Annotated in this window: 20 protein-coding genes, 2 rRNA genes and 1 riboswitch; of the genes, 10 read left to right on the top strand and 12 right to left on the bottom strand. The window is 72.8% G+C overall.

The window, feature by feature from the left end:
* Nucleotides 1-16 precede the first annotated feature (16 nt).
* Together DS079_RS16310 and DS079_RS16300 are read right to left on the bottom strand one after the other, a co-directional pair.
* Nucleotides 17-478 (bottom strand): carboxymuconolactone decarboxylase family protein, encoded by a 462-nt coding sequence (locus DS079_RS16310; RefSeq protein ID WP_126988830.1) that lies wholly within the window; start codon nt 476-478, stop codon nt 17-19.
* 439 nt (nt 479-917) lie between these two features.
* The gene (locus DS079_RS16300; protein ID WP_126988829.1) at nt 918-1682 is read right to left on the bottom strand and encodes an SDR family NAD(P)-dependent oxidoreductase; all 765 of its coding nucleotides are present in this window, start codon (nt 1680-1682) and stop codon (nt 918-920) included.
* Nucleotides 1683-1832: 150 nt separating this feature from the next.
* Here DS079_RS16300 and DS079_RS16295 point away from each other — a divergent pair, with 150 nt between their 5' ends.
* From DS079_RS16295 to thiC, 8 genes are all read left to right on the top strand, one after another.
* Entirely contained in the window at nt 1833-2621 is a 789-nt protein-coding gene (locus tag DS079_RS16295; RefSeq protein ID WP_126988828.1) for an SDR family oxidoreductase, read from the top strand.
* Nucleotides 2618-3307 carry a FadR/GntR family transcriptional regulator gene (locus DS079_RS16290; protein WP_126988827.1) on the top strand — a complete coding sequence of 230 codons (690 nt, stop codon included), beginning with the start codon at nt 2618-2620 and terminating at the stop codon, nt 3305-3307. Before DS079_RS16295 ends, DS079_RS16290 begins: the two co-directional genes overlap by 4 nt.
* Before the next feature lie 323 nt (nt 3308-3630).
* Nucleotides 3631-4305 carry a DUF4282 domain-containing protein gene (locus DS079_RS16285; RefSeq protein WP_126988826.1) on the top strand — a complete coding sequence of 225 codons (675 nt, stop codon included), beginning with the start codon at nt 3631-3633 and terminating at the stop codon, nt 4303-4305.
* 89 nt (nt 4306-4394) lie between these two features.
* Nucleotides 4395-5069: an RNA polymerase sigma factor gene (locus tag DS079_RS16280; RefSeq protein ID WP_126988825.1), complete on the top strand. Its 675-nt coding sequence runs from the start codon at nt 4395-4397 to the stop codon at nt 5067-5069.
* Nucleotides 5066-6445, top strand: coding sequence for a protein kinase domain-containing protein (locus tag DS079_RS16275; RefSeq protein ID WP_126988824.1), 1380 nt, complete (start codon nt 5066-5068; stop codon nt 6443-6445). The genes DS079_RS16280 and DS079_RS16275 overlap by 4 nt, the downstream gene beginning before the upstream one ends.
* A 114-nt stretch (nt 6446-6559) precedes the next feature.
* Complete coding sequence (locus DS079_RS16270) at nt 6560-7246, top strand: hypothetical protein (RefSeq protein ID WP_126988823.1); 687 nt, start codon at nt 6560-6562, stop codon at nt 7244-7246.
* A gap of 2 nt (nt 7247-7248) precedes the next feature.
* A complete protein-coding gene (locus DS079_RS16265; protein ID WP_164736302.1) occupies nt 7249-7851 on the top strand; it encodes an OmpA family protein in 603 nt (200 codons plus the stop codon).
* Between the two features lie 152 nt (nt 7852-8003).
* Nucleotides 8004-8114, top strand: a riboswitch (TPP riboswitch).
* On the top strand, nt 8114-9853 hold the full coding sequence (gene thiC / locus DS079_RS16260; protein WP_126988821.1) for a phosphomethylpyrimidine synthase ThiC: 1740 nt from the start codon (nt 8114-8116) through the stop codon (nt 9851-9853). Its footprint overlaps the riboswitch before it by 1 nt.
* 183 nt (nt 9854-10036) lie before the next feature.
* Here thiC and DS079_RS16255 read toward each other — a convergent pair whose 3' ends face one another.
* From DS079_RS16255 to DS079_RS16240, 4 genes are all read right to left on the bottom strand, one after another.
* Nucleotides 10037-10267: a sulfurtransferase TusA family protein gene (locus DS079_RS16255; RefSeq protein ID WP_126988820.1), complete on the bottom strand. Its 231-nt coding sequence runs from the start codon at nt 10265-10267 to the stop codon at nt 10037-10039.
* Between the two features lie 61 nt (nt 10268-10328).
* Nucleotides 10329-11411: a YeeE/YedE family protein gene (locus DS079_RS16250; protein ID WP_126988819.1), complete on the bottom strand. Its 1083-nt coding sequence runs from the start codon at nt 11409-11411 to the stop codon at nt 10329-10331.
* Between the two features lie 74 nt (nt 11412-11485).
* A complete protein-coding gene (locus tag DS079_RS16245; RefSeq protein ID WP_062948169.1) occupies nt 11486-11809 on the bottom strand; it encodes a hypothetical protein in 324 nt (107 codons plus the stop codon).
* Nucleotides 11810-11930: 121 nt separating this feature from the next.
* Nucleotides 11931-12821: a TolB family protein gene (locus tag DS079_RS16240; protein ID WP_126988818.1), complete on the bottom strand. Its 891-nt coding sequence runs from the start codon at nt 12819-12821 to the stop codon at nt 11931-11933.
* Nucleotides 12822-12963: 142 nt separating this feature from the next.
* On the opposite strand from DS079_RS16240, the gene DS079_RS16235 reads away from it, so the two are divergent.
* A complete protein-coding gene (locus DS079_RS16235) occupies nt 12964-14214 on the top strand; it encodes an MFS transporter (RefSeq protein WP_126988817.1) in 1251 nt (416 codons plus the stop codon).
* Nucleotides 14215-14332: 118 nt separating this feature from the next.
* Here DS079_RS16235 and DS079_RS16230 read toward each other — a convergent pair whose 3' ends face one another.
* Nucleotides 14333-14614, bottom strand: coding sequence for a DUF2277 domain-containing protein (locus DS079_RS16230; RefSeq protein WP_126988816.1), 282 nt, complete (start codon nt 14612-14614; stop codon nt 14333-14335).
* A 265-nt stretch (nt 14615-14879) separates the two neighbouring features.
* The gene (locus DS079_RS17265; RefSeq protein ID WP_206516185.1) at nt 14880-15173 is read right to left on the bottom strand and encodes a hypothetical protein; all 294 of its coding nucleotides are present in this window, start codon (nt 15171-15173) and stop codon (nt 14880-14882) included.
* On the opposite strand from DS079_RS17265, the gene DS079_RS17770 reads away from it, so the two are divergent.
* The gene (locus DS079_RS17770) at nt 15133-15354 is read left to right on the top strand and encodes a PfkB family carbohydrate kinase (protein ID WP_377802564.1); all 222 of its coding nucleotides are present in this window, start codon (nt 15133-15135) and stop codon (nt 15352-15354) included. The two genes, DS079_RS17265 and DS079_RS17770, sit on opposite strands and share 41 nt — an antisense overlap.
* Nucleotides 15355-15492: 138 nt before the next feature.
* Here DS079_RS17770 and DS079_RS16220 read toward each other — a convergent pair whose 3' ends face one another.
* From DS079_RS16220 to DS079_RS16205, 4 genes are all read right to left on the bottom strand, one after another.
* Complete coding sequence (locus DS079_RS16220) at nt 15493-16290, bottom strand: SDR family oxidoreductase (protein ID WP_126988815.1); 798 nt, start codon at nt 16288-16290, stop codon at nt 15493-15495.
* Between the two features lie 132 nt (nt 16291-16422).
* On the bottom strand, nt 16423-16713 hold the full coding sequence (locus DS079_RS17765; protein ID WP_010552169.1) for a hypothetical protein: 291 nt from the start codon (nt 16711-16713) through the stop codon (nt 16423-16425).
* A 521-nt stretch (nt 16714-17234) separates the two neighbouring features.
* Nucleotides 17235-17351, bottom strand: a 5S ribosomal RNA gene (rrf, locus tag DS079_RS16210).
* A gap of 119 nt (nt 17352-17470) precedes the next feature.
* Nucleotides 17471-17586, bottom strand: a 23S ribosomal RNA gene (locus DS079_RS16205); the annotation flags it as partial.

The following is a 17586-nucleotide window of genomic DNA, read 5'->3' as shown; positions in this document are numbered from 1 at the left end:
GAGGAGGGCGCGGCAGTCAGCGGGCGCCGGGCACGGGGTGGTGGGAGAGCACGGACAGACGGTTGTACGTGGTCATCAGCACGGCGGACCACTCCAGCGCCGCGAAGGCCTGCTCGCCGAGCACGTCGCGGGCGGTCATCAGGTCGCGGTCGCGGATCATCGGCTCGGGCAGGGTCGTGACCGTCTCGCCGAGCAGCAGCGCGGCGCGCTCGACGGCATCGAAGCTGGGCGAGTCGCGCCAGACGGGCAGCTGCGCGACCTGGTCGTCCGGCGCGCCGGCGCGCACGGCGCGGCGGTGGTGGAGGTCCACGCAGAAGGCGCATCCGTTGAGCTGGGAGATGCGCAGGTACATGAGCTCGAGCGTCGTCGTCGCGACCCCGGCGGACTCGTTCTGCTCCGCGACGGCGCGGCGCACCTCGCCGAGCAGGTCCCAGGCCTCGGGCGCGGTCCTGTCCAGGAACGGCAGCGGCCGTCTCATCACGCGCTCCCTTCGTCGGGTCCGTGCTCGCACACTAGTTCACCGGCACCCGGGCGCGGGGCGGTTCCGCAGGACGACCGAGAGGACGGACCAGTAGGTCAGGGCCGCCCGGCAGCTCCTGCCCGACGGTCCGCGCCGGCGTCCGCGCTCTCGCCCCACCCTCGTGAAACTGCTGGAGCCGGGCGAGATGCCCGTCGAGATGCGGCGACGGCACCGTCGCGTCCTTCTCCAGGACGTCCTCACGTTCCAGGGCTCGCTGCGGCACGACGGAGCAGACGCACTCGGCGAGATGCAGGACCAGGCTGCGGAGGACGGACTCTACGACCCGCTGGACGACCCTCCCCCAGCACCCGCTGAGCCGCCGCGTGTTCGCTGTCGTCCTGGACTCTCGTCCCGATCACCTTCCCCAGGCTGCTCTCGAGCCGTGGCGCCGCGCCCCTCACCGCCCGTGCGCCACCGCCGGGATCTGCGTGGCGAGCTTCCCTCCGGAGACGTCCACGAGCGTCCCGGTGATGTACGAGGCCCGGTCGCTGGCGAGGAAGATCAGCAGGTCGGCGACATCGTCGGGGCTCTCCCAGCGGCGCAGCGAGAGGGTGTCCAGCAGGCGATCCTGCCGCTCGACGGGCAGGTCGGCGAAGCCGTTCATGGAGGTGGGGACCATGCCGGGGGCGTAGGCGTTGACGGTGATGTCGTGGGGGCCGAGCTCGGAGGCGAGCACGCGGGTCAGCTGCACCACGGCGGCCTTCGAGGCGGCGTAGGCGGCGCTGCCCACGCTGGGCACGATCGCGGCGAACGAGGCGGCGTTGAGGATCCGCCCGCGCCCGGCCCTCTGCATGTGCGGGGCCACTTCCCGGCACATGAGGAAGGTGCCGCCGGTGTTCACGTCGAAGCACTTCTGCCAGGTCGCCCAGTCGGTCTCGACCACGGTCGAGTCCGCGACGATCCCGGCGTTGTTCACGAGCACGTCGATCGTGCCGTGGCGCTCCACGACGGCCTCGACCGCGCGGTGCACGGAGTCGGGGTCGGCGACGTCGCAGACCACCTGGTCCACGGTCGGCGCACCCTCCGCCGCCTCGTCCGGGAAGGCGAGGTCGAGCGCGACCACGCGCGAGCCCTCCTCGGCGAAGCGTGCGGCGATGGCCGCGCCGATCCCACGCGCCGCCCCGGTCACCACGACCACCCTGTCCCGCAGATCCAGCTCCATCGCCCTGTCCTCTCCTGCGGCTGCCGTGCCGCGCTCGGTGTGCGGCCCGCCGGCCGCGCTCAATAGTCATACTATTGGGTGACGTCGGCCGGTGGGGCCGGGAGGTCGCCGCAGAGGACCTGATGGCGAGGACGCCCGAGGAGGAGCGAGATGACGACGGACGGGACGACGGCGAGCGGACGAGGCGCGCAGGACGAGCCGAAGCACGGCGCGAGCGCGACCGGCCCTCGCACGGTGTGGATCACCGGCGCGGGCAGCGGTATGGGACGCGCGACGGCGCTGCGGGCGGCGCGCACGGGCTGGACGGTCGCGCTGAGCGGCCGGCGCCGCGAGGTGCTCGAGGAGCTCGCGGCCGAGATCCGCGAGGCAGGCGGCAACGCGCTGGTCGCGCCGCTGGACGTGCAGGATCGCGAGGCCGTGCGGGGCACCGCCGAGCAGATCGCCGAACGGCTCGGCGGGATCGACGCGCTCGTGCTCGCCGCGGGCCTCAACGCGCCGAAGCGACGCTGGGACGACCAGGACCTCGCCGAGTTCGACGCGATCCTCGCCACGAACCTCACCGCGGTCGCGAGCACCGTCGACGCCGTCCTCCCCCACCTGCGCGAGCGCGGCGGGCAGGTCGTGGTGATCTCCTCCTATGCGGGCTGGTCGTTCCAGCCCGGTGCGGGGGTCGCCTACTCGGCGAGCAAGACGGCGCTCGCCTCCCTGGTGCGCACGCTGAACCAGCAGGAGGCGGGACACGGCGTGCGGGCCTGCCATCTGTGCCCGGGCGATGTCGCCACCGACTTCCTCGACCAGCGCCCCGCCGTGCCGGACGCCGAGGCCCGCGCACGGATGCTCACCGCGGAGGACATCGCCCGCACCGCCTGCTTCGTGCTCGACTCTCCCGCGCACGTGCGCATCGACGAGCTGGTCGTCTCCCCCGTCTCGCAGGCATGACCGCCAGCGCGAGCGCCTTCGAGCAGGCGCTGGACCAGCTCGGCGCCGCGATCGTCGGCGGCGAGCTGGAGGCCGGCGCCGCGGACACGATCGAGGGGTTCATCGCCCGCACCGGCGCCTCCCGCAGCGTGGTCCGCGAGGTCACCCGCGTGCTCGGCGGACTCGGGCTGCTGAGCGCCGGCCGACGGGTCGGCCTGCGCATCCTCCCGATCAGCGAATGGGACCTGCTGGACCCGCGGGTGATCCGCTGGCGCCTCGACGGCCCGGACCACGCGCGGCAGCTCGCGGAGCTGCGCTCGCTGCGCCATGCGGTCGAGCCCGCGGCAGCATCGGCCGCGGCCCGCGAGGTGCGCGACGGGCGTGGGAGCACCCGCGCGCTCGCCGCCGCTGCGAACTCGATGGTCGAGGCGGCCGACGGGCCCGAATCCGGCGCCTTCCTCGCCGCGGACCGGGCCTTCCACGCCGAGGTCCTCGCCCTCTCCGGCAACGCGATGCTCGGCCGGCTGCGGGCCGTGATCGAGGAGGGGCTGCGCCACCGCGCGACGGTCGAGCGGGGCGAGCAGGCCCCCGACCGGCACGACCTCGGCCTGCATCAGGAGGTCGCCGCGGCGATCGGCGCCGGCGACGAGGCGAGGGCAGCGGCGAGGATGCGGGAGATCATCGAGCGGGCGACGGCGGCCCGCTGAGCAGTCCGGCGACGAAGCTAACCGCGGCGAAACCTGCGGTCTCGGAGCTGAGCAGCTGCTGCAGGGCGCGGCTGGGCGGAGGGACGCCGTCGATCATGATCTCCATGGTGCGGTCGGCCCGCCGAGCTTCGCATCCGCTCGCGGTGCGATTCGGCGGGGCCCGCGGGCGTCCTCCGGTCGAATGCCAGGGCCGACTCCGCTCCGCAGACACCTCCCCGCCGCCCTCGCCCGCGGGCTACGGTGAGCGTCGGGGTGGGAACGGCGGCGCGGGGGCGCCGCCGAGCTCCTCCTCGTCCATCAGATCTCGCAGAAGGAGTCGCACCATGACGCAGCCGCCCGAGGGCAGCAACCCGCTGGATCCGCAGCACGGACAGGGCCCCGCGCCCGAGCCGACGAGCAGCGGATTCGGCGCCCAGGACGAGGCCCCCTCCGCGGGCGGGACCGGGCAGGGGGCCGACCCCTACGCCGCCCCGTCGTCGGACGCCTACGGCCAGCAGTCCGCCGCGGTGCCCGGCCAGCATGACGCCTGGGGTGCGCAGAGCGCGCCGTCGGCCCCGCAGCCGGCCGCCCAGGAGCAGGCCTGGGGCTCCGCGCAGAGCCCCGCGGCGGCGCCCTACCCCGCCACCGGCGGCGGCGCCTCCGGGGACGGCCGCTTCGGCGAGGCAGGCTTCTTCAAGGCGCTGTTCGACTTCAAGTTCGAGCACTTCATCACCGTGAAGTTCTCGTCGTTCCTCTACGTCATCGCGTTCGTCGTCGCGGCGCTGATGTGGCTGATGAGCATCGTCAACGGCATCTTCCTCGGACTCGCCTGGGGCAGCATGAACAGCTTCTACGGCGAGGGCGGATTCAATGCGTTCCCGCTGATCGTCTCGATCCTGTTCGGCTGGATCCCTTCGGTGATCGCGCTGATCGCGATGCGCCTCGGCCTCGAGTTCGCGGTCGCGACCGTGCGCACGGCCCAGAACACCGGTCGCATCGCGGAGGCCTCGCAGCGCTGAGCCTTCTCCGGGCCCGCCCGGTCCGCACGTCGTCCTGAACGGGGCGTCCGCCGCTCGGCGGGCGCCCCGTTCGCGATAGGCTCGCGAGCATGGGGACGGAGTGGGGACCGCCGCCGGGGTCGACGGCGCAGCACGGCGATGAGCTGGCACGACATCTGCAGGCAGGGCGCCTCGACGCCGCCCGTCGCACGGCCGACGAGCTGCTCGCAGACGGCGGCCAGGACGAGGCGCTCGCCCTCCTCGCCGAGCACGCCGGATCGAGCCCGATAGCGCTCGAGCTCTTCGTCGAGGTGCTGGACGGCACCGGGGTGGTGCGCCGCTTCGCCGGGGCCGCGCTGCTGGATCCCGGAGCGGTCGAGGACGTCGCCCAGGACTCCCTGATCTCGATCGCGGAGTCGATCCACCGCTTCGACGGCCGTTCCAAGGTCACCACCTGGGTGCACTCCATCGTCCGACGCCGCGTCGCGGACCATCTGCGCCGCCAGCAGCGGGCCACGGTCGAGCTCCAGGAGCAGCACCGGCCCGCCGAGCGGATGAGCTCGATGATCGCCGAGCGCGTCAGCGTGCGGCAGGTGCTCGCGGGTCTCCCGGACCTCTACCGCGTCCCGCTCGAGCTGCGTGACCTCGAGCAGCTGTCCTACGCGCAGATCGCCGCGCAGCTGGACCGCGCCGAGGGCACCGTGAAGTCACAGGTCAGCCGCGGCCGGGCGATGCTCGCCGGGCGACTGGGCGCGGGGGATCCCGTGCCCGGGGCTCCCGCGTGACGCGGCTCGGCGAGCGCTACCGCCTGGGCGGGGTGATCGGCGCGGGCTCCTTCGCGACCGTGCATCGGGCGCGCGACGAGCGGCTGGACGCGGACGTCGCGGTGAAGGTGCTCGCGGAGAACCACAGCCTGAACCCGGAGATCCGCGAGCGGTTCATCGCCGAGGGCCGCAGCCTGCGCCGGGTCGGCGGGCGTCACCTCGTCTCCGTCCACGACATCGACCAGAACGACCACCAGCAGCCCTATCTGGTGCTCGAGCTCGCCGACCGCGGCTCCCTGCGCCGCCGCGTCGAGCAGCTGCGTGCAGGCGGCTGGCGCGCCACCGACGCCGACGTGCTCGCCGTGGCGAGGCCCCTCGCCGCCGCGGTCGCCGCCGTGCACCGCGCGCGGCTCGTCCACCGCGACCTCAGCCCCGGGAACCTGCTGCTGACCAGCACCAGCGGCGAGGCGGCGCGCGCCGTCGGCATCGAGTCCTCACCGTCGGCCGTGGTGCGGTCCGACGAGCGGCTCCTCGTCGCCGACCTCGGGATGTGTAAGGACCTCGCGCGCAGCTCGGGCCTGACCGTCGCGGCCGGCACCGACGGGTTCCGCCCGCCGGAGCAGTCGAGGCCCGGCACCGTCGACATCCGCGCCGACATCTGGGCGATGTCCGCACTGCTGCGCTGGCTGATCGACGACACGGACATGCCGCAGGCGCTCCAGGACGTCCTCGCCCGGGGCCTCTCCGAGGATCCCGGCTCGCGCCAGGCGGAGGCGACGGAGTGGATCGCCGAGATCGAGGAGGCGCTGGCACCGCCCCCGCCCGCGCTTCCGGCGGGCGGCACGGCTCCCGGGGCCGACGGCGACTCCGCGGCGAACGCCCCGGCGGGCGCAGTCGCCGGCTCGACGAGGGCCGACATCGGCGCGCGCACCGGCCCCGGCACGGCCGAGGGGACCATCGCGCGCACCACGACACCGCACGCCGACGACGTCCCCCGTGGTGCCGTCGGCGCCGTCGACTCCGACCGGGGTTCCACCGCTGCCAGTCCGCGCCGGCGTGCTCTCCTCATCGCGCTGCCCGCACTCACACTCGGCCTCGGCCTCGGGGCGGGGAGCCTGCTCGGGCTGGACGCGTCCGCTCCGTCGGCCGCCGGCGACTCCTCCCTCGCGATCGCCGGCCCGGACGAGATCCAGGTGGGCGAGCAGGCGGTGTTCACCGCCGAGGTGGAGGGCGTGGACTCATGGGTGTGGACGCTGCCCACCGGCGAGCACCTCGTCGATGCCGAGCAGGCGATGCTGACCGCCTCGGGGCCGGGACGCGCCGAGCTGGTGCTGCGCGCCCGCACCACGGAGGGCCAGGAACTCGAGGCACGGCGCGTGGTGAGGGTCCGCGCGTGACCGCTCGAAGAATTGGTCGAGATCCGATGCAACCGATCCGCTCCGGCCGACGACATACACCGTGAGAGAACATCCCCGGCGGCCGCGCAGCCGCCCGAGAGAAGGAGTCCGACCATGACCGCTCACCGCACTCGCCCCACCACCCGGCGCGGGGCCCTGCTGGCCCTCGCCTCGCTCGGCGCGTTCTCGCTCGCGGCCTGCTCCACCGGCGGCGACGCCGAGTTCGAGGAGTCCGGCGGGAACGGTGCCGGCGACGGCGGCTCCGACAGCGGCTCGGACGGCAAGGAGCAGCCGGCCGCGTCCGACGGCGGCGGGGAGGAGGGCTCCGCGGCCGGTGCGGACGATGCGCAGGCGGCCTCCTCGGTCGACCCGGCCGACGCGATCGACACGCTCGAGTACCCCATCGCGTCCGACGAGGTGGAGGGGACGATGACCGTGGGTCTGCACCACTTGCGCCGACGCGGCGAGACCCTCGAGCTGCTCCTCGCCTTTACCCCGGAGTTCACCGAGCCCGGCGCCTTCACGCTCTGGGACCTGCATGGCGACGACCACTCCGTGGTGGCGCCGGCCCTCGTGGATCGTGCGAACCTCACCCGCTACGACATCCTGACCACCAACGGGTCCTATGACGGTCCGACGATGTGGAACAGCAAGCAGGCCGCGGTCGAGCTCGCCTCCGGCGACACGCAGGCGTACTGGGCGAACTTCGCCGCCCCGATCGACGACATCTCTGCGATCGACGTCCTGATGGGCGCGGGCCCCTCCTTCGAGGACGTGCAGATCGAGGCCGAGGAGGGATGAGGATGCACCGCACCGCACTGCGCCGCTCCACCGCCGCCGCCTCGCTCGCGGCGTCCGCCCTGCTGCTGGCCCTCGGAGCGCCCGCGGCGCTTGCCGAGGGCGAGACGGAGGGCCCGCCCGAGCAGCCCTTCGAGATCACCGACGAGATCCTTCAGCGCTCGATCACGGTCTACGACCCGGCACGCTCGATCACCGAGTACGAACCCGCCCGCTCGATCACGGAGCTCGGCGGCAGCGAGCCCGCCGAGGACGAGGTGATCGTGCTCGAGGCCGACATCCTCTTCCCCTCCAACGCCTGGGACCTCTCCGACGGGGCCGCCGCCCGCATCGTCGAGCTCGCCGCCGAGATCCCCGAGGGCGCGACCGTGCAGGTGGGCGGGCACACCGACTCCCTGCCCGTGGACCGCTCGAAGTACGACTTCGACAACCAGCAGCTCTCGGAGAACCGCGCCCAGGCGGTCGCCGACGCGCTCACCGCGGAGCGCCCCGATCTCACCCTCGAGGTCACCGGGCACGGCGATGCGAAGCCCGCCGCCGCCGGAGGCGGAGGGGACGAGGCGAGCAACGCGGCGGACCGCCGCGTCGAGCTGCGCTACGGGGACTGACCAGGCCCCACCCTTCAAGACGACCGGTCGACGGGTCCTGTCGCGGACCTCACCGCGGCGGGACCCGTCGACCGTGGCGTTCCGGCGCCCCTCGCGGACGCCTCGGACGCGGACGCCGCGGCCGCCACCGCATGCGTCTGCTACGGTCGTCGCCGATCCCTCGGGTGCCCGTCGCAACGGGCTGAGATCGAACTGTCGCGGTTCGAGCACCGACCGAACCTGCCCCGGGTCATGCCGGCGAAGGAAGAAGGAGAGCGACTGCATGTCCGCACGCCCTGAGAACTACCCCACCCACAGCCTCGGCCATCTCGAGGACCCCGCGCACGGCCTGCGGGTGCCCGTCACCCGCATCGCCCAGGACCCCTCGCCCGCCGGGGCGCCGAATCCCCCGCTGGAGGTGTACCGCACGGCGGGTCCCGGCTGCGCGCCGGAGGAGGGCCTGCCGCCGCTGCGCGAGGAGTGGATCCGCGCCCGCGGCGACGTCGAGGAGTACACGGGCCGCGACCGCGACCTCTCCGACGACGGGCGCGGGGCGGTGCGGCGCGGCGAGGCCAGCGCCGAGTGGCGCGGCGAGAGCCGGCCCCCGCTGCGCTCCCTCCCGGGCCGGCGCGTCACCCAGATGCACTACGCCCGTCGCGGCGAGATCACCCCGGAGATGCGCTATGTCGCGCTGCGGGAGGGCTGCGACGTGGAGCTGGTGCGCAGCGAGGTCGCGGCGGGCCGCGCGATCATCCCCGCGAACGTGAACCATCCCGAGGCGGAGCCGATGATCATCGGCCGCAGCTTCCTGGTGAAGGTCAACGCGAACATCGGCAACTCGGCGGTGACCTCCTCGATCGCCGAGGAGGTCTCCAAGCTCGAGTGGGCCACCCGCTGGGGCGCCGACACCGTCATGGACCTCTCCACCGGGGACGACATCCACACCACCCGCGAGTGGATCCTGCGCAACTCCCCGGTGCCCATCGGGACCGTCCCGATCTACCAGGCGCTCGAGAAGGTGAATGGGGACGCGAACGCGCTGACCTGGGAGATCTTCCGGGACACCGTGATCGAGCAGTGCGAGCAGGGCGTGGACTACATGACGATCCACGCCGGGGTGCTGCTGCGCTACGTGCCGCTGACCGCGAACCGGGTCACAGGGATCGTCTCTCGCGGCGGCTCCATCCTGGCCGGCTGGTGCCTGGCCCGGCACCGGGAGAACTTCCTCTACGAGCACTTCGACGAGCTGTGCGAGATCTTCGCCCGCTACGACGTCTCCTTCTCCCTCGGCGACGGACTGCGGCCCGGCTGCCTCGCCGACGCGAACGACGCCGCACAGTTCGCCGAGCTCGACACCCTCGCCGAGCTGACCCGAAGGGCGTGGGAGCACGACGTGCAGGTGATGGTCGAGGGCCCGGGACACGTGCCGCTGCACCTGGTGCGCGAGAACGTGGAGCGCCAGCAGGAGCTGTGCGACGGCGCGCCGTTCTACACGCTCGGCCCGCTGGTCACCGACGTGGCCCCGGCCTACGACCACATCACCTCCGCCATCGGTGCGACGGAGATCGCCCGCTACGGCACCGCGATGCTCTGCTACGTCACGCCGAAGGAGCACCTCGGGCTCCCGGACCGCGACGACGTGAAGACCGGGGTGATCACGTACAAGATCGCCGCCCATGCGGCCGATGTCGCCAAGGGGCATCCCGGTGCCCGCGAGCGCGACGACGCCCTGTCGAAGGCCCGCTTCGAGTTCCGCTGGCGGGACCAGTTCGGTCTCTCGCTGGATCCGCAGCTGGCCGAGGAGTACCACGATGAGACCCTGCCGGCCGAGCCCGCGAAGACCGCGCACTTCTGCTCCATGTGCGGGCCGAAGTTCTGCTCGATGAGGATCTCGCAGGACATCCGTGACACCTACGGCGACGCCGCCTCCCAGGAGCGGATCGTCCGGGAGGGCATGGCCGAGAAGTCGCGGGAGTTCCGCGAGCGCGGCGGCACCGTGTACCTGCCGACACCGCGATTCTGACCCCCGTCGGCCCGCGGAGCGCGCCGCGGCGCTCGCGGGCCTCGACGGCCGGGTGCGGGGGCGCGCACAGGCGCCGTCGCACCCGGCCGTCGGCCGGTCATCGGCCCGGGGCCGGCCGGCTTCGCCCCGTTGCCGGTCGGCTTCGCTCCGGGGCCAGCCGGCTTCGGGCCGGGGCCGGTCGGGTCAGGCGCCCTTGCGGACCGTGATCGTCCAGCCGGCCTCGCCGGTGCGGTCGAAGGCGACGACCTCGTGGCCGTCCGTCGCCGCCCACTGGGGCAGGGAGTCGGTGGCCTGGGTGCAGTCGAAGTCGATGATCAGGTCGTCGCCCCTGCTCAGCTGCTGCATCGCGTTCTTCGCGTCGATCAGCGGGAACGGGCAGACGGAGCCGTTGGTCTGGAGGGTGTAGGCGGCCATGGGAGGGGTCCTTCCGTGGGAGGGTCGGGGCAGTTCTGGGGCTGTGCGGTGAGCGGGACGATCAGGAGGCGGGGGTGAGCACCGGGGCGGGGCGGTTGGCCTCGGCGGCGCGCTGGGGGCGCTGCAGGAAGAACCAGGCCGCACCCCAGGTGCCGAGCATGATCGCGACCAGCGAGACCCAGCCCTGGTAGCTGAACAGGCTCGTCTCCACCAGGGAGTTGCCGATGGTGCAGCCGCCGGCGAGCGCGGCGCCGACGCCCATCGCGACGCCGCCGCCGGCGCTGCGCAGCATGGTCTGGGCGTCCGGGACGCGCCAGCGGAACTCGCCGGAGAGCTTCGCGGCGAGGAAGGAGCCGACGAGGATCCCGAGCACGAGCATCACCGACCAGTCCACGAGGGTCACGTCGCCCGTGGTCAGGAAGGTGACGATCTTGGCCGACGGGGTGGTGATGCCGAGCCCGCCGTTGCGGCCCGCGGCGGTGGACAGCAGCCACGCGGCGATCGCGATCAGGCCCAGCAGCACGCCGCCCACCCAGGGGCTCCAGGGGATGTCGGCGAGGTAGTGGCCGAGGCCGGTGCGACGCGCCGGCAGCGTCACGGAGGGACGGCCGGAGGCGGCACGCGCCTTGGCGGCGCGGTACCGGCGCACGACGAGCACGGCGACGATCGCGCTGAAGACGAGGGTGGGGACCCAGACGCTCACGCCGAGGGTCTCGTGGATCGTGGCGTCGGCGACGGTGCGGGCGCGGGCGGCCTCGGTGAAGCCGCCGAGCGGGCCGTACTTCATCACGGCCGCGAACAGGGCGTAGAAGATCAGCGCGACCCAGGAGCCGATGAGGCCCTCGCCCGCGCGGTAGTAGGTGCCGGTCGCGCAGCCGCCGGCCATGATGATGCCGACGCCGAAGATCAGTCCGCCGCCGATCACGGCGAGCGGGGCGAAGGAGGCGGGCTCGGGGGCGAGCATGCCCCTGCCGGTCAGCGCGGCGACGCCGACGGCCTGGATCGCGATGGCGAGCAGGAAAGGGGTGAAGTAGCGAGTGGAGCGGGTGAGGTAGAGGTCGCGGAACGCGCCGGTCACGCAGAACCGGGAGCGCTGCAGGACGTAGCCGAGCACGGCGCCGAGGAGGAGGCCGGTGAGGATCATGCGGGCCAGGTTAGCTAATGGGCGCCATAAGGGAAACCGTGGGTGAAGTGTGAACGTCCGGCCGCGGAGGCACGTCAGCCGATGCGCCCGCCGTAGCCGCGCTGGGCGGCCTTGTCCTTCAGATCAGCGAAGACCTTGCCGAGGCCGGTGGGCTCGGGCTCGTCCTCCGAGGGCAGCTCGATGTACTCCACGATCGAGCGCATCGTCGCCACGTCGATGCTGGGCATCCCGCCGGCCAGGAGAGTGCCGATCCGCTCGCCGACCAGGGTCTCGAGCCTGTCGGCCGCGTCGGCCCCACGCTTCTCGCGGGTCTCCTCGAGGCGCTCGTGCAGCATGCGCGCAGCGACGGGCGAGGCAGGGATCGGCTCGGGGTGTCCGGCGACGGTGATCTGTTCCATGGCGCTCCGCATCGGATCGAGGGGGCCGGGCGGCTGCGACCGGCTCCGAGCAGGGTACCGGGAGGCCCGGGGAGCGGCCCGGGGAGTCTGCAGAGCAGCGGTCGCAGCAGGCCGCGCCCTCTCAGTCGTGCAGCCCGTCCACGGGGTAGTCCACATAGGCGATCGAGCGGCCGTCCGGGGACCAGCTGTGCACGTTCATCGTGCCCTGGCCGCCGAACACACGGGCGAGGTCGCGGATCCCCGTGCCGTCGGCCGCGCACAGCCGCACGATCACGTCCTTGTCCGCGGGATGACCCTCGGTGCCGGGCGGGAAGCTGACATAGGCGAGGCGGCTGGAGTCGGGCGAGACGTGCGGGAACCAGTTCACGCGCTCGTCGGAGGTGAGCTGCTCGATGCCGGTGCCGTCGGGGCGCATGCGGAACAGCTGGGCGTGGCCGGGGACGGTGCGCGCCCGCTCGGAGTTGAAGTAGATCCACAGCCCGTCGGGCGAGAACTCGGAGCCGTCGTCGGGGAACTCGTCGTCGGTGAGCTGCACGTCCTCGCCGCCCGCGGCAGGGATCGTGAAGACGTTCGGCGGGGCCCAGTTCCCCTCCGCGTCGGCGGTCAGCCCGATGTAGGCGAGGGTCGTGCCGTCGGGACTGACGCCGTGGAGGAAGTGGAGGCGGCCGTCGTCGTTCGTGATCCGACGGGGGGTGCCGCCGGCGAGCGGGGCCCGGTAGATGTGCCAGTCCATGCAGGAGACGAAGACGTGCTCCCCGTCGGGGTCGAGGACGTGGTCGTTGTTGAGCTCGGGGAGATCGCCGAGGTCGATCCGCTCCGGCGTGGAGCCCGGTCCGACGGGAAGGCGGAAGAGGTGGCCGTCGCCGTTGACGTACAGCGAGGAGCCGTCCAAGGACCAGTTCGGGGCCTCGTAGAGGGTGTCCGTGGACTCGTGGACGAGGGTGCGCTCCCCGCTGTCGACGTCGAGGGTAAAGATGCGGGAGCGCCGGCCGGGAGCGAGGGTGCGTGCCATGAGGGGATTCTGCCTGACCCCGCTCCATCCCTCACCCCGCCCTGGCCCGGGCCCCTCCCCCGCCCTTACGATCAGTGGGTCCCCCTCCGCTTCCAGCGTCGGCAGCGAGTCCCCACCCCGTCCCGCCGCTGGAGGTCCCCCGATGACGCAGTCGCACGCTCCCCAGGCGCCGCTCTCCCCCGGACGTCTGCGCCTGGTAATCCTCGCGATGGCGCTCGGCGCCTTCGCGATCGGTACCACCGAGTTCGCCTCGATGGGGCTTCTGCCGCAGATCGCGCGGGACCTCGAGGTCTCCACCCCGCAGGCCGGGATGCTCATCACCCTGTACGCGCTCGGCGTCGTGATCGGCGCGCCGCTGGTGACGATCGCGGCGGTGAGGATGCCGCGCGCGAAGCTGCTGGTGCTGCTCATCGCACTGATCGGGCTGGGGAACCTGCTCTCCGCCATGGCGCCGAGCTTCTCGGTGCTGGCCGCCGCGCGCTTCGTCTCGGGCCTCCCCCACGGCGCGTTCTTCGGCGTCGCCTCGCTGGTCGCGGCGCGCCTGTCCCCGCCCGGACGGCGAGCCCGCTCCGTCTCGCTGGTGATGCTGGGCCTGACGATCGCGACGATGCTGGGCGTGCCCGCCTCCACCGCCTTCGGGCAGGTCGTCGGCTGGCGCTCTGCGTACGTGATCGTCGTGGTCGTCGCCGCTCTCAGCACGATCGCGATCTGGCGCCTGGTGCCCGAGCCCGAGGGCGCCGGGGTCACCGGCTCGATCCGCGGTGAGCTGCGGGCGCTGCGCCGGGCGCAGGTGTGGTTCGCGCTCGGCATCGGCTCGATCGGGTTCGGCGGCATGTTCGCGGTGTACAGCTACATCGGCGAGATCGTGCCCGGGGTGATGGGGCTCGGCGAACGGGCGGTGCCGGTGGCGCTGTTCGTGTTCGGCGTCGGCATGACGATCGGCAACGTCCTCGCGGGCCGCGCCGCAGACCGCAGCCTCTACGGCACGATCTTCACCGGCCTGATCGGCATGACGGTGAGCCTCACGGTCTTCGCCCTCGTGGCCGAGAACGCGATCGCCGGGATGCTCCTGCTGCTCGCCCTCGCGATCACCTCGCAGTTCATGGGCCCCTCGCTGCAGCTGTTCCTGCTGGACGCCTCGCCGGATGCGCCCTCGCTCGCCGCGGCTCTGCACCACTCGGCGCTGAACATCGGCAACTCCCTCGGCGCGGCGCTGGGCGCGGCCGTGCTCGCCGCCGGCTGGGGTCTGCTCGCCCCGGCCTGGACGGGCGTGGCCCTCGCGATCGCCGGACTCGGCATCGCCGGCTGGTCCTTCGCCGTGCACCGCCGCCAGCAGGCGCGCGCCGCCGTCGAGGCGCCGACGACGACCGACGGGGTCCCGGCGGTCTGCTGACCCGGCTCGGGCCACTGGCCGGGGCCGGCCTGCACAAAGGGGACTCCAGCGGCACGGCGTGGAGCTGAGCTCCGCGGCATGCTGCTGGAGTCCCCTTCGTGCAGACGCCGCCCTCGGCTCAGGACGCGGCGGGCGTCCCGAACCGCTTCGCGCTGCGCGCCCGGGCCTTCTCCCGCTCGACCTCACGGTCCTTCGGCGGGGCGGAGGTGACGAGGCCGGCGAGCAGATGCTCGGTGGCGTGGACGATCTGCGCCACCGCCCGCTCGAGCATCTCGGCGTTTGCCTGCGAGGGCCTGGTCATCGCGCTGACCTTGCGCACGTGCTGCAGTGCGGCATCGTGCACCTCCTGCGAGGTGGCCTCCGGGCTCCACGTTGTGGAGGGTCGGATGCTGCGGCACATGCCGTCAGGCTGGCACGTGCCGCGCGAGCCGTCGAGCCGGCCCTGCCGTCACGATCCTGCGCAGGACGATCCACCGGTCCATGACCCTTCCTCGCACGCCGCCCCCGTGGTAACACGGCCATGACCACGACCGATCCCGCCACCGGTGTCCTCGTCATCGGCCAGATCGCCCGAGATCTCGTGCTCCGCGTCGAGCACTGGCCACCATCCAGCGGCAGCGCCCGCGTCGCCGTGCGACGGGAGATGCTCGGCGGAAGGGCGCCGATCAGGCGGTCGCTCCGCGACATCTCGGGGCGCCGGTGCTCCTGCTCGGCGTCGCCGGGACCGACTGGACGAAGCCGTCGACGGGGCCGCCCGCGACCGGCTGCTCGGGGCGGCCGACGTGGTGCGGATGGACGCCGCGGAGACGCGTCTGATGACCGGCATCGAGCCGGCCGATCACGGGGCGGGCCGCCTCGCAGCCCGGGGCGTCCTCGACGCCGGGGCCGGGTTCGTCGCGCTCTCCGTCCCCGACGGCGATCTCGTGGTGTGGCCGGAGGGCGAGCAGCTGGTGCCGCACCGAGCGGGTCGCCGATCCGGCCGGCGCTGGCGACGCCTTCCTCGAGGGCCTGACCACCGGTCTGCGCCGGGACGAGCTCCCGGAGCAGGCCGCGCGGCGGGCGGGTGCGGCGGCGACGTCGAGCGTGCGGCGGCTGGGTGGGCGGCCCGACCTGCGCGCCCAGCGCCCGGCAGACGGCTGACCCCCAGCCGGGTCCAGCGAACCGGGCTCCTGGGCGACCGGCCGGCGGCGCTGCCGGGGACGACGTCCTGCCGAACCGAGCGAGCCGGACGGCGCATGCCCGCTCACGGCGCCGCCGGCGTCACGGGACCGACCGGTCTCATGGGCGACGCCAGGCGTCGTCGACCGTCGCCGCCGCGCCCTGCGGCCCCATCAGCAGCATCCCGCCGTCCACGACCCAGGAGGCTCCCGTGACGTAGGAGGCCTGGGGCGAGGCGAGGAAGGTGATGACGGCCGCGACCTCGCGGGCATCCCCGGGCCGTCGCAGCGGCACGCCGGGGCGCTCCTCGGTGCGGGGGTCCCGATCGGTCTGCCCGGTCATGGGGGTCGCGATCTCTCCGGGCGCGACGGCGTTGGCCGTGATGCCGTGCTCGCCCAGCTCGAGGGCGATGGTCTTCAGCAGCCCGCCGAGACCATGCTTGGCGGCGTCATAGGCGGAGGATCCGACCTTCGGCTGGTGCTCGTGCACGCTGGTGACGCCGATGAGCCGTCCGCCGTTCCCGGCCTGGACGAGGTGGCGGGCGGCGGCCTGCAGGCAGACGAACGCGCCGTCGAGGTCGACGGCCATGACGTCGCGCCAGGTCTCCAGCGGCGTGTCCAGGAACAGCGTGCTGTGGCCGGCGCCCGAGCACTGCACGAACACGTCGAGCCCACCGAGCTGCGCGACGAGCCGGTCGACGACGCCCCCGGCCCTCTCGAGGTCGGAGGTGTCGAGGTGGGCGACCACGGCCTCGCGGCCGTGGCTGCGGACCTCCTCGGCCGTGCCCTCGGCGCCCTGCCGGTCGGTGTTGAAGGTGATGCCCACGTCCATCCCGGCCTCGGCCAGGGCGACCGCGGTGGCCCTGCCGATCCCGGAGTCGGAGCCGACGACGACAGCACGGGTGGGGGCGAAGGACATGGGATGCTCCTGTGGGTCGGGTCGGGTCGGGTCACACGGTCGAGGCGGGGAAGGTGCGCGTAGCGGAGGGGGACGGCCGTCCGGCCGTCGCCCTCCACGTTCACGGGGCGCAGGCGCTGAGCCCCACGGGCCTCAGGAGCTCTGGCCGCCCTTGCGGCCGGCCTCGCTGGGGTCGGCGGAGTTCTTCTCGCCGAAGCTGCCCGAGCTCTCCTGGCCGCCCTGGCGACCGGCCTGGCTCGGATCGGCCGAGTTCTTCTCGCCGAAGCTGCCCGAGGACTCCTGGCCGCCCTGCTGGCCGGCCTGGCTCGGATCGGCCGAGTTCTTCTCACCGAAGCTGCCGGTGCTGGCCTCGCCGCCCTTCTGGGCCTGCTGCTCGGTGTCGTTCCGGTTGCCGAACTGTCCGGAGTTGTTCTGATCAGCCATGATGGAACTCCCTTCCTGTTCGCCGGTCAGTGTGCCCGGCTGAGCCATCTGCTCGTGGCAACGACGCTAGGACTCTCCCTCGGTGCCTGGCAACGTAACGACCCGTCCGGTCGACCGCCTTGCAAGTCCGTGCCGGGGGGCCGACCATACGCGCGACACGTACGGAGCATCGTCCGACTCACCGCGAAGCCACCGCCACGAGCTCCCGTCGAGAGCTCTCCGCTGCGGGACGTGCCGAGCGGATCGTCAGTCGTCGGGGAGACGTAGCCCTTCGGTTCGGTGCATCGGTGCACGTGACGCAGCACCGAGGAGTCCCTCATGGCGGAAGCACTCGACACCGGACGATCCGCGCCCATCACTGCACCCCGCCGCTGCGCCAGGCGTCGGAGATGCTTCTGACCGTGCCCGCGAGGAGCGAGAACGCGCGCCATAGTGCGCACAGATCCCGGGCATGAAAAAAGGGAGTGGAGGAGGCGAACACCCGCTAGGGGTTCAAGCACTCCTCCACTCCCAGTGAAGATGTCCGGCGGCGACCTACTCTCCCACACCCTCCCGAGTGCAGTACCATCGGCGCAATCGAGCTTAGCTTCCGGGTTCGGAATGGAACCGGGCGTTTCCTCGACGCTATGACCGCCGTAACACGATGAGACACAACCAGCCACCCACCCACACCAAACCGGTGCCGGCAGCAGGGTTGTTCCCCAAGAACCGCACAGTGGACGCGAACACACACAGCAAACAACAAGCACAAAGAATGTTGTTGTAAGTCATCGGCCATTAGTACCAGTCAGCTCCACACATTGCTGTGCTTCCACATCTGGCCTATCAACCCAGTCATCTACTGGGGGCCTCACACACCTCAAGGGTGCAAGG

Origin of the sequence: Brachybacterium paraconglomeratum, assembly GCF_003994255.1 — a bacterium.
Lineage (GTDB): Bacteria > Actinomycetota > Actinomycetes > Actinomycetales > Dermabacteraceae > Brachybacterium > Brachybacterium conglomeratum.
The sequence above is the reverse complement of the archived record's forward strand: the minus strand, read 5'-3'. Positions and strand labels throughout refer to the sequence as shown.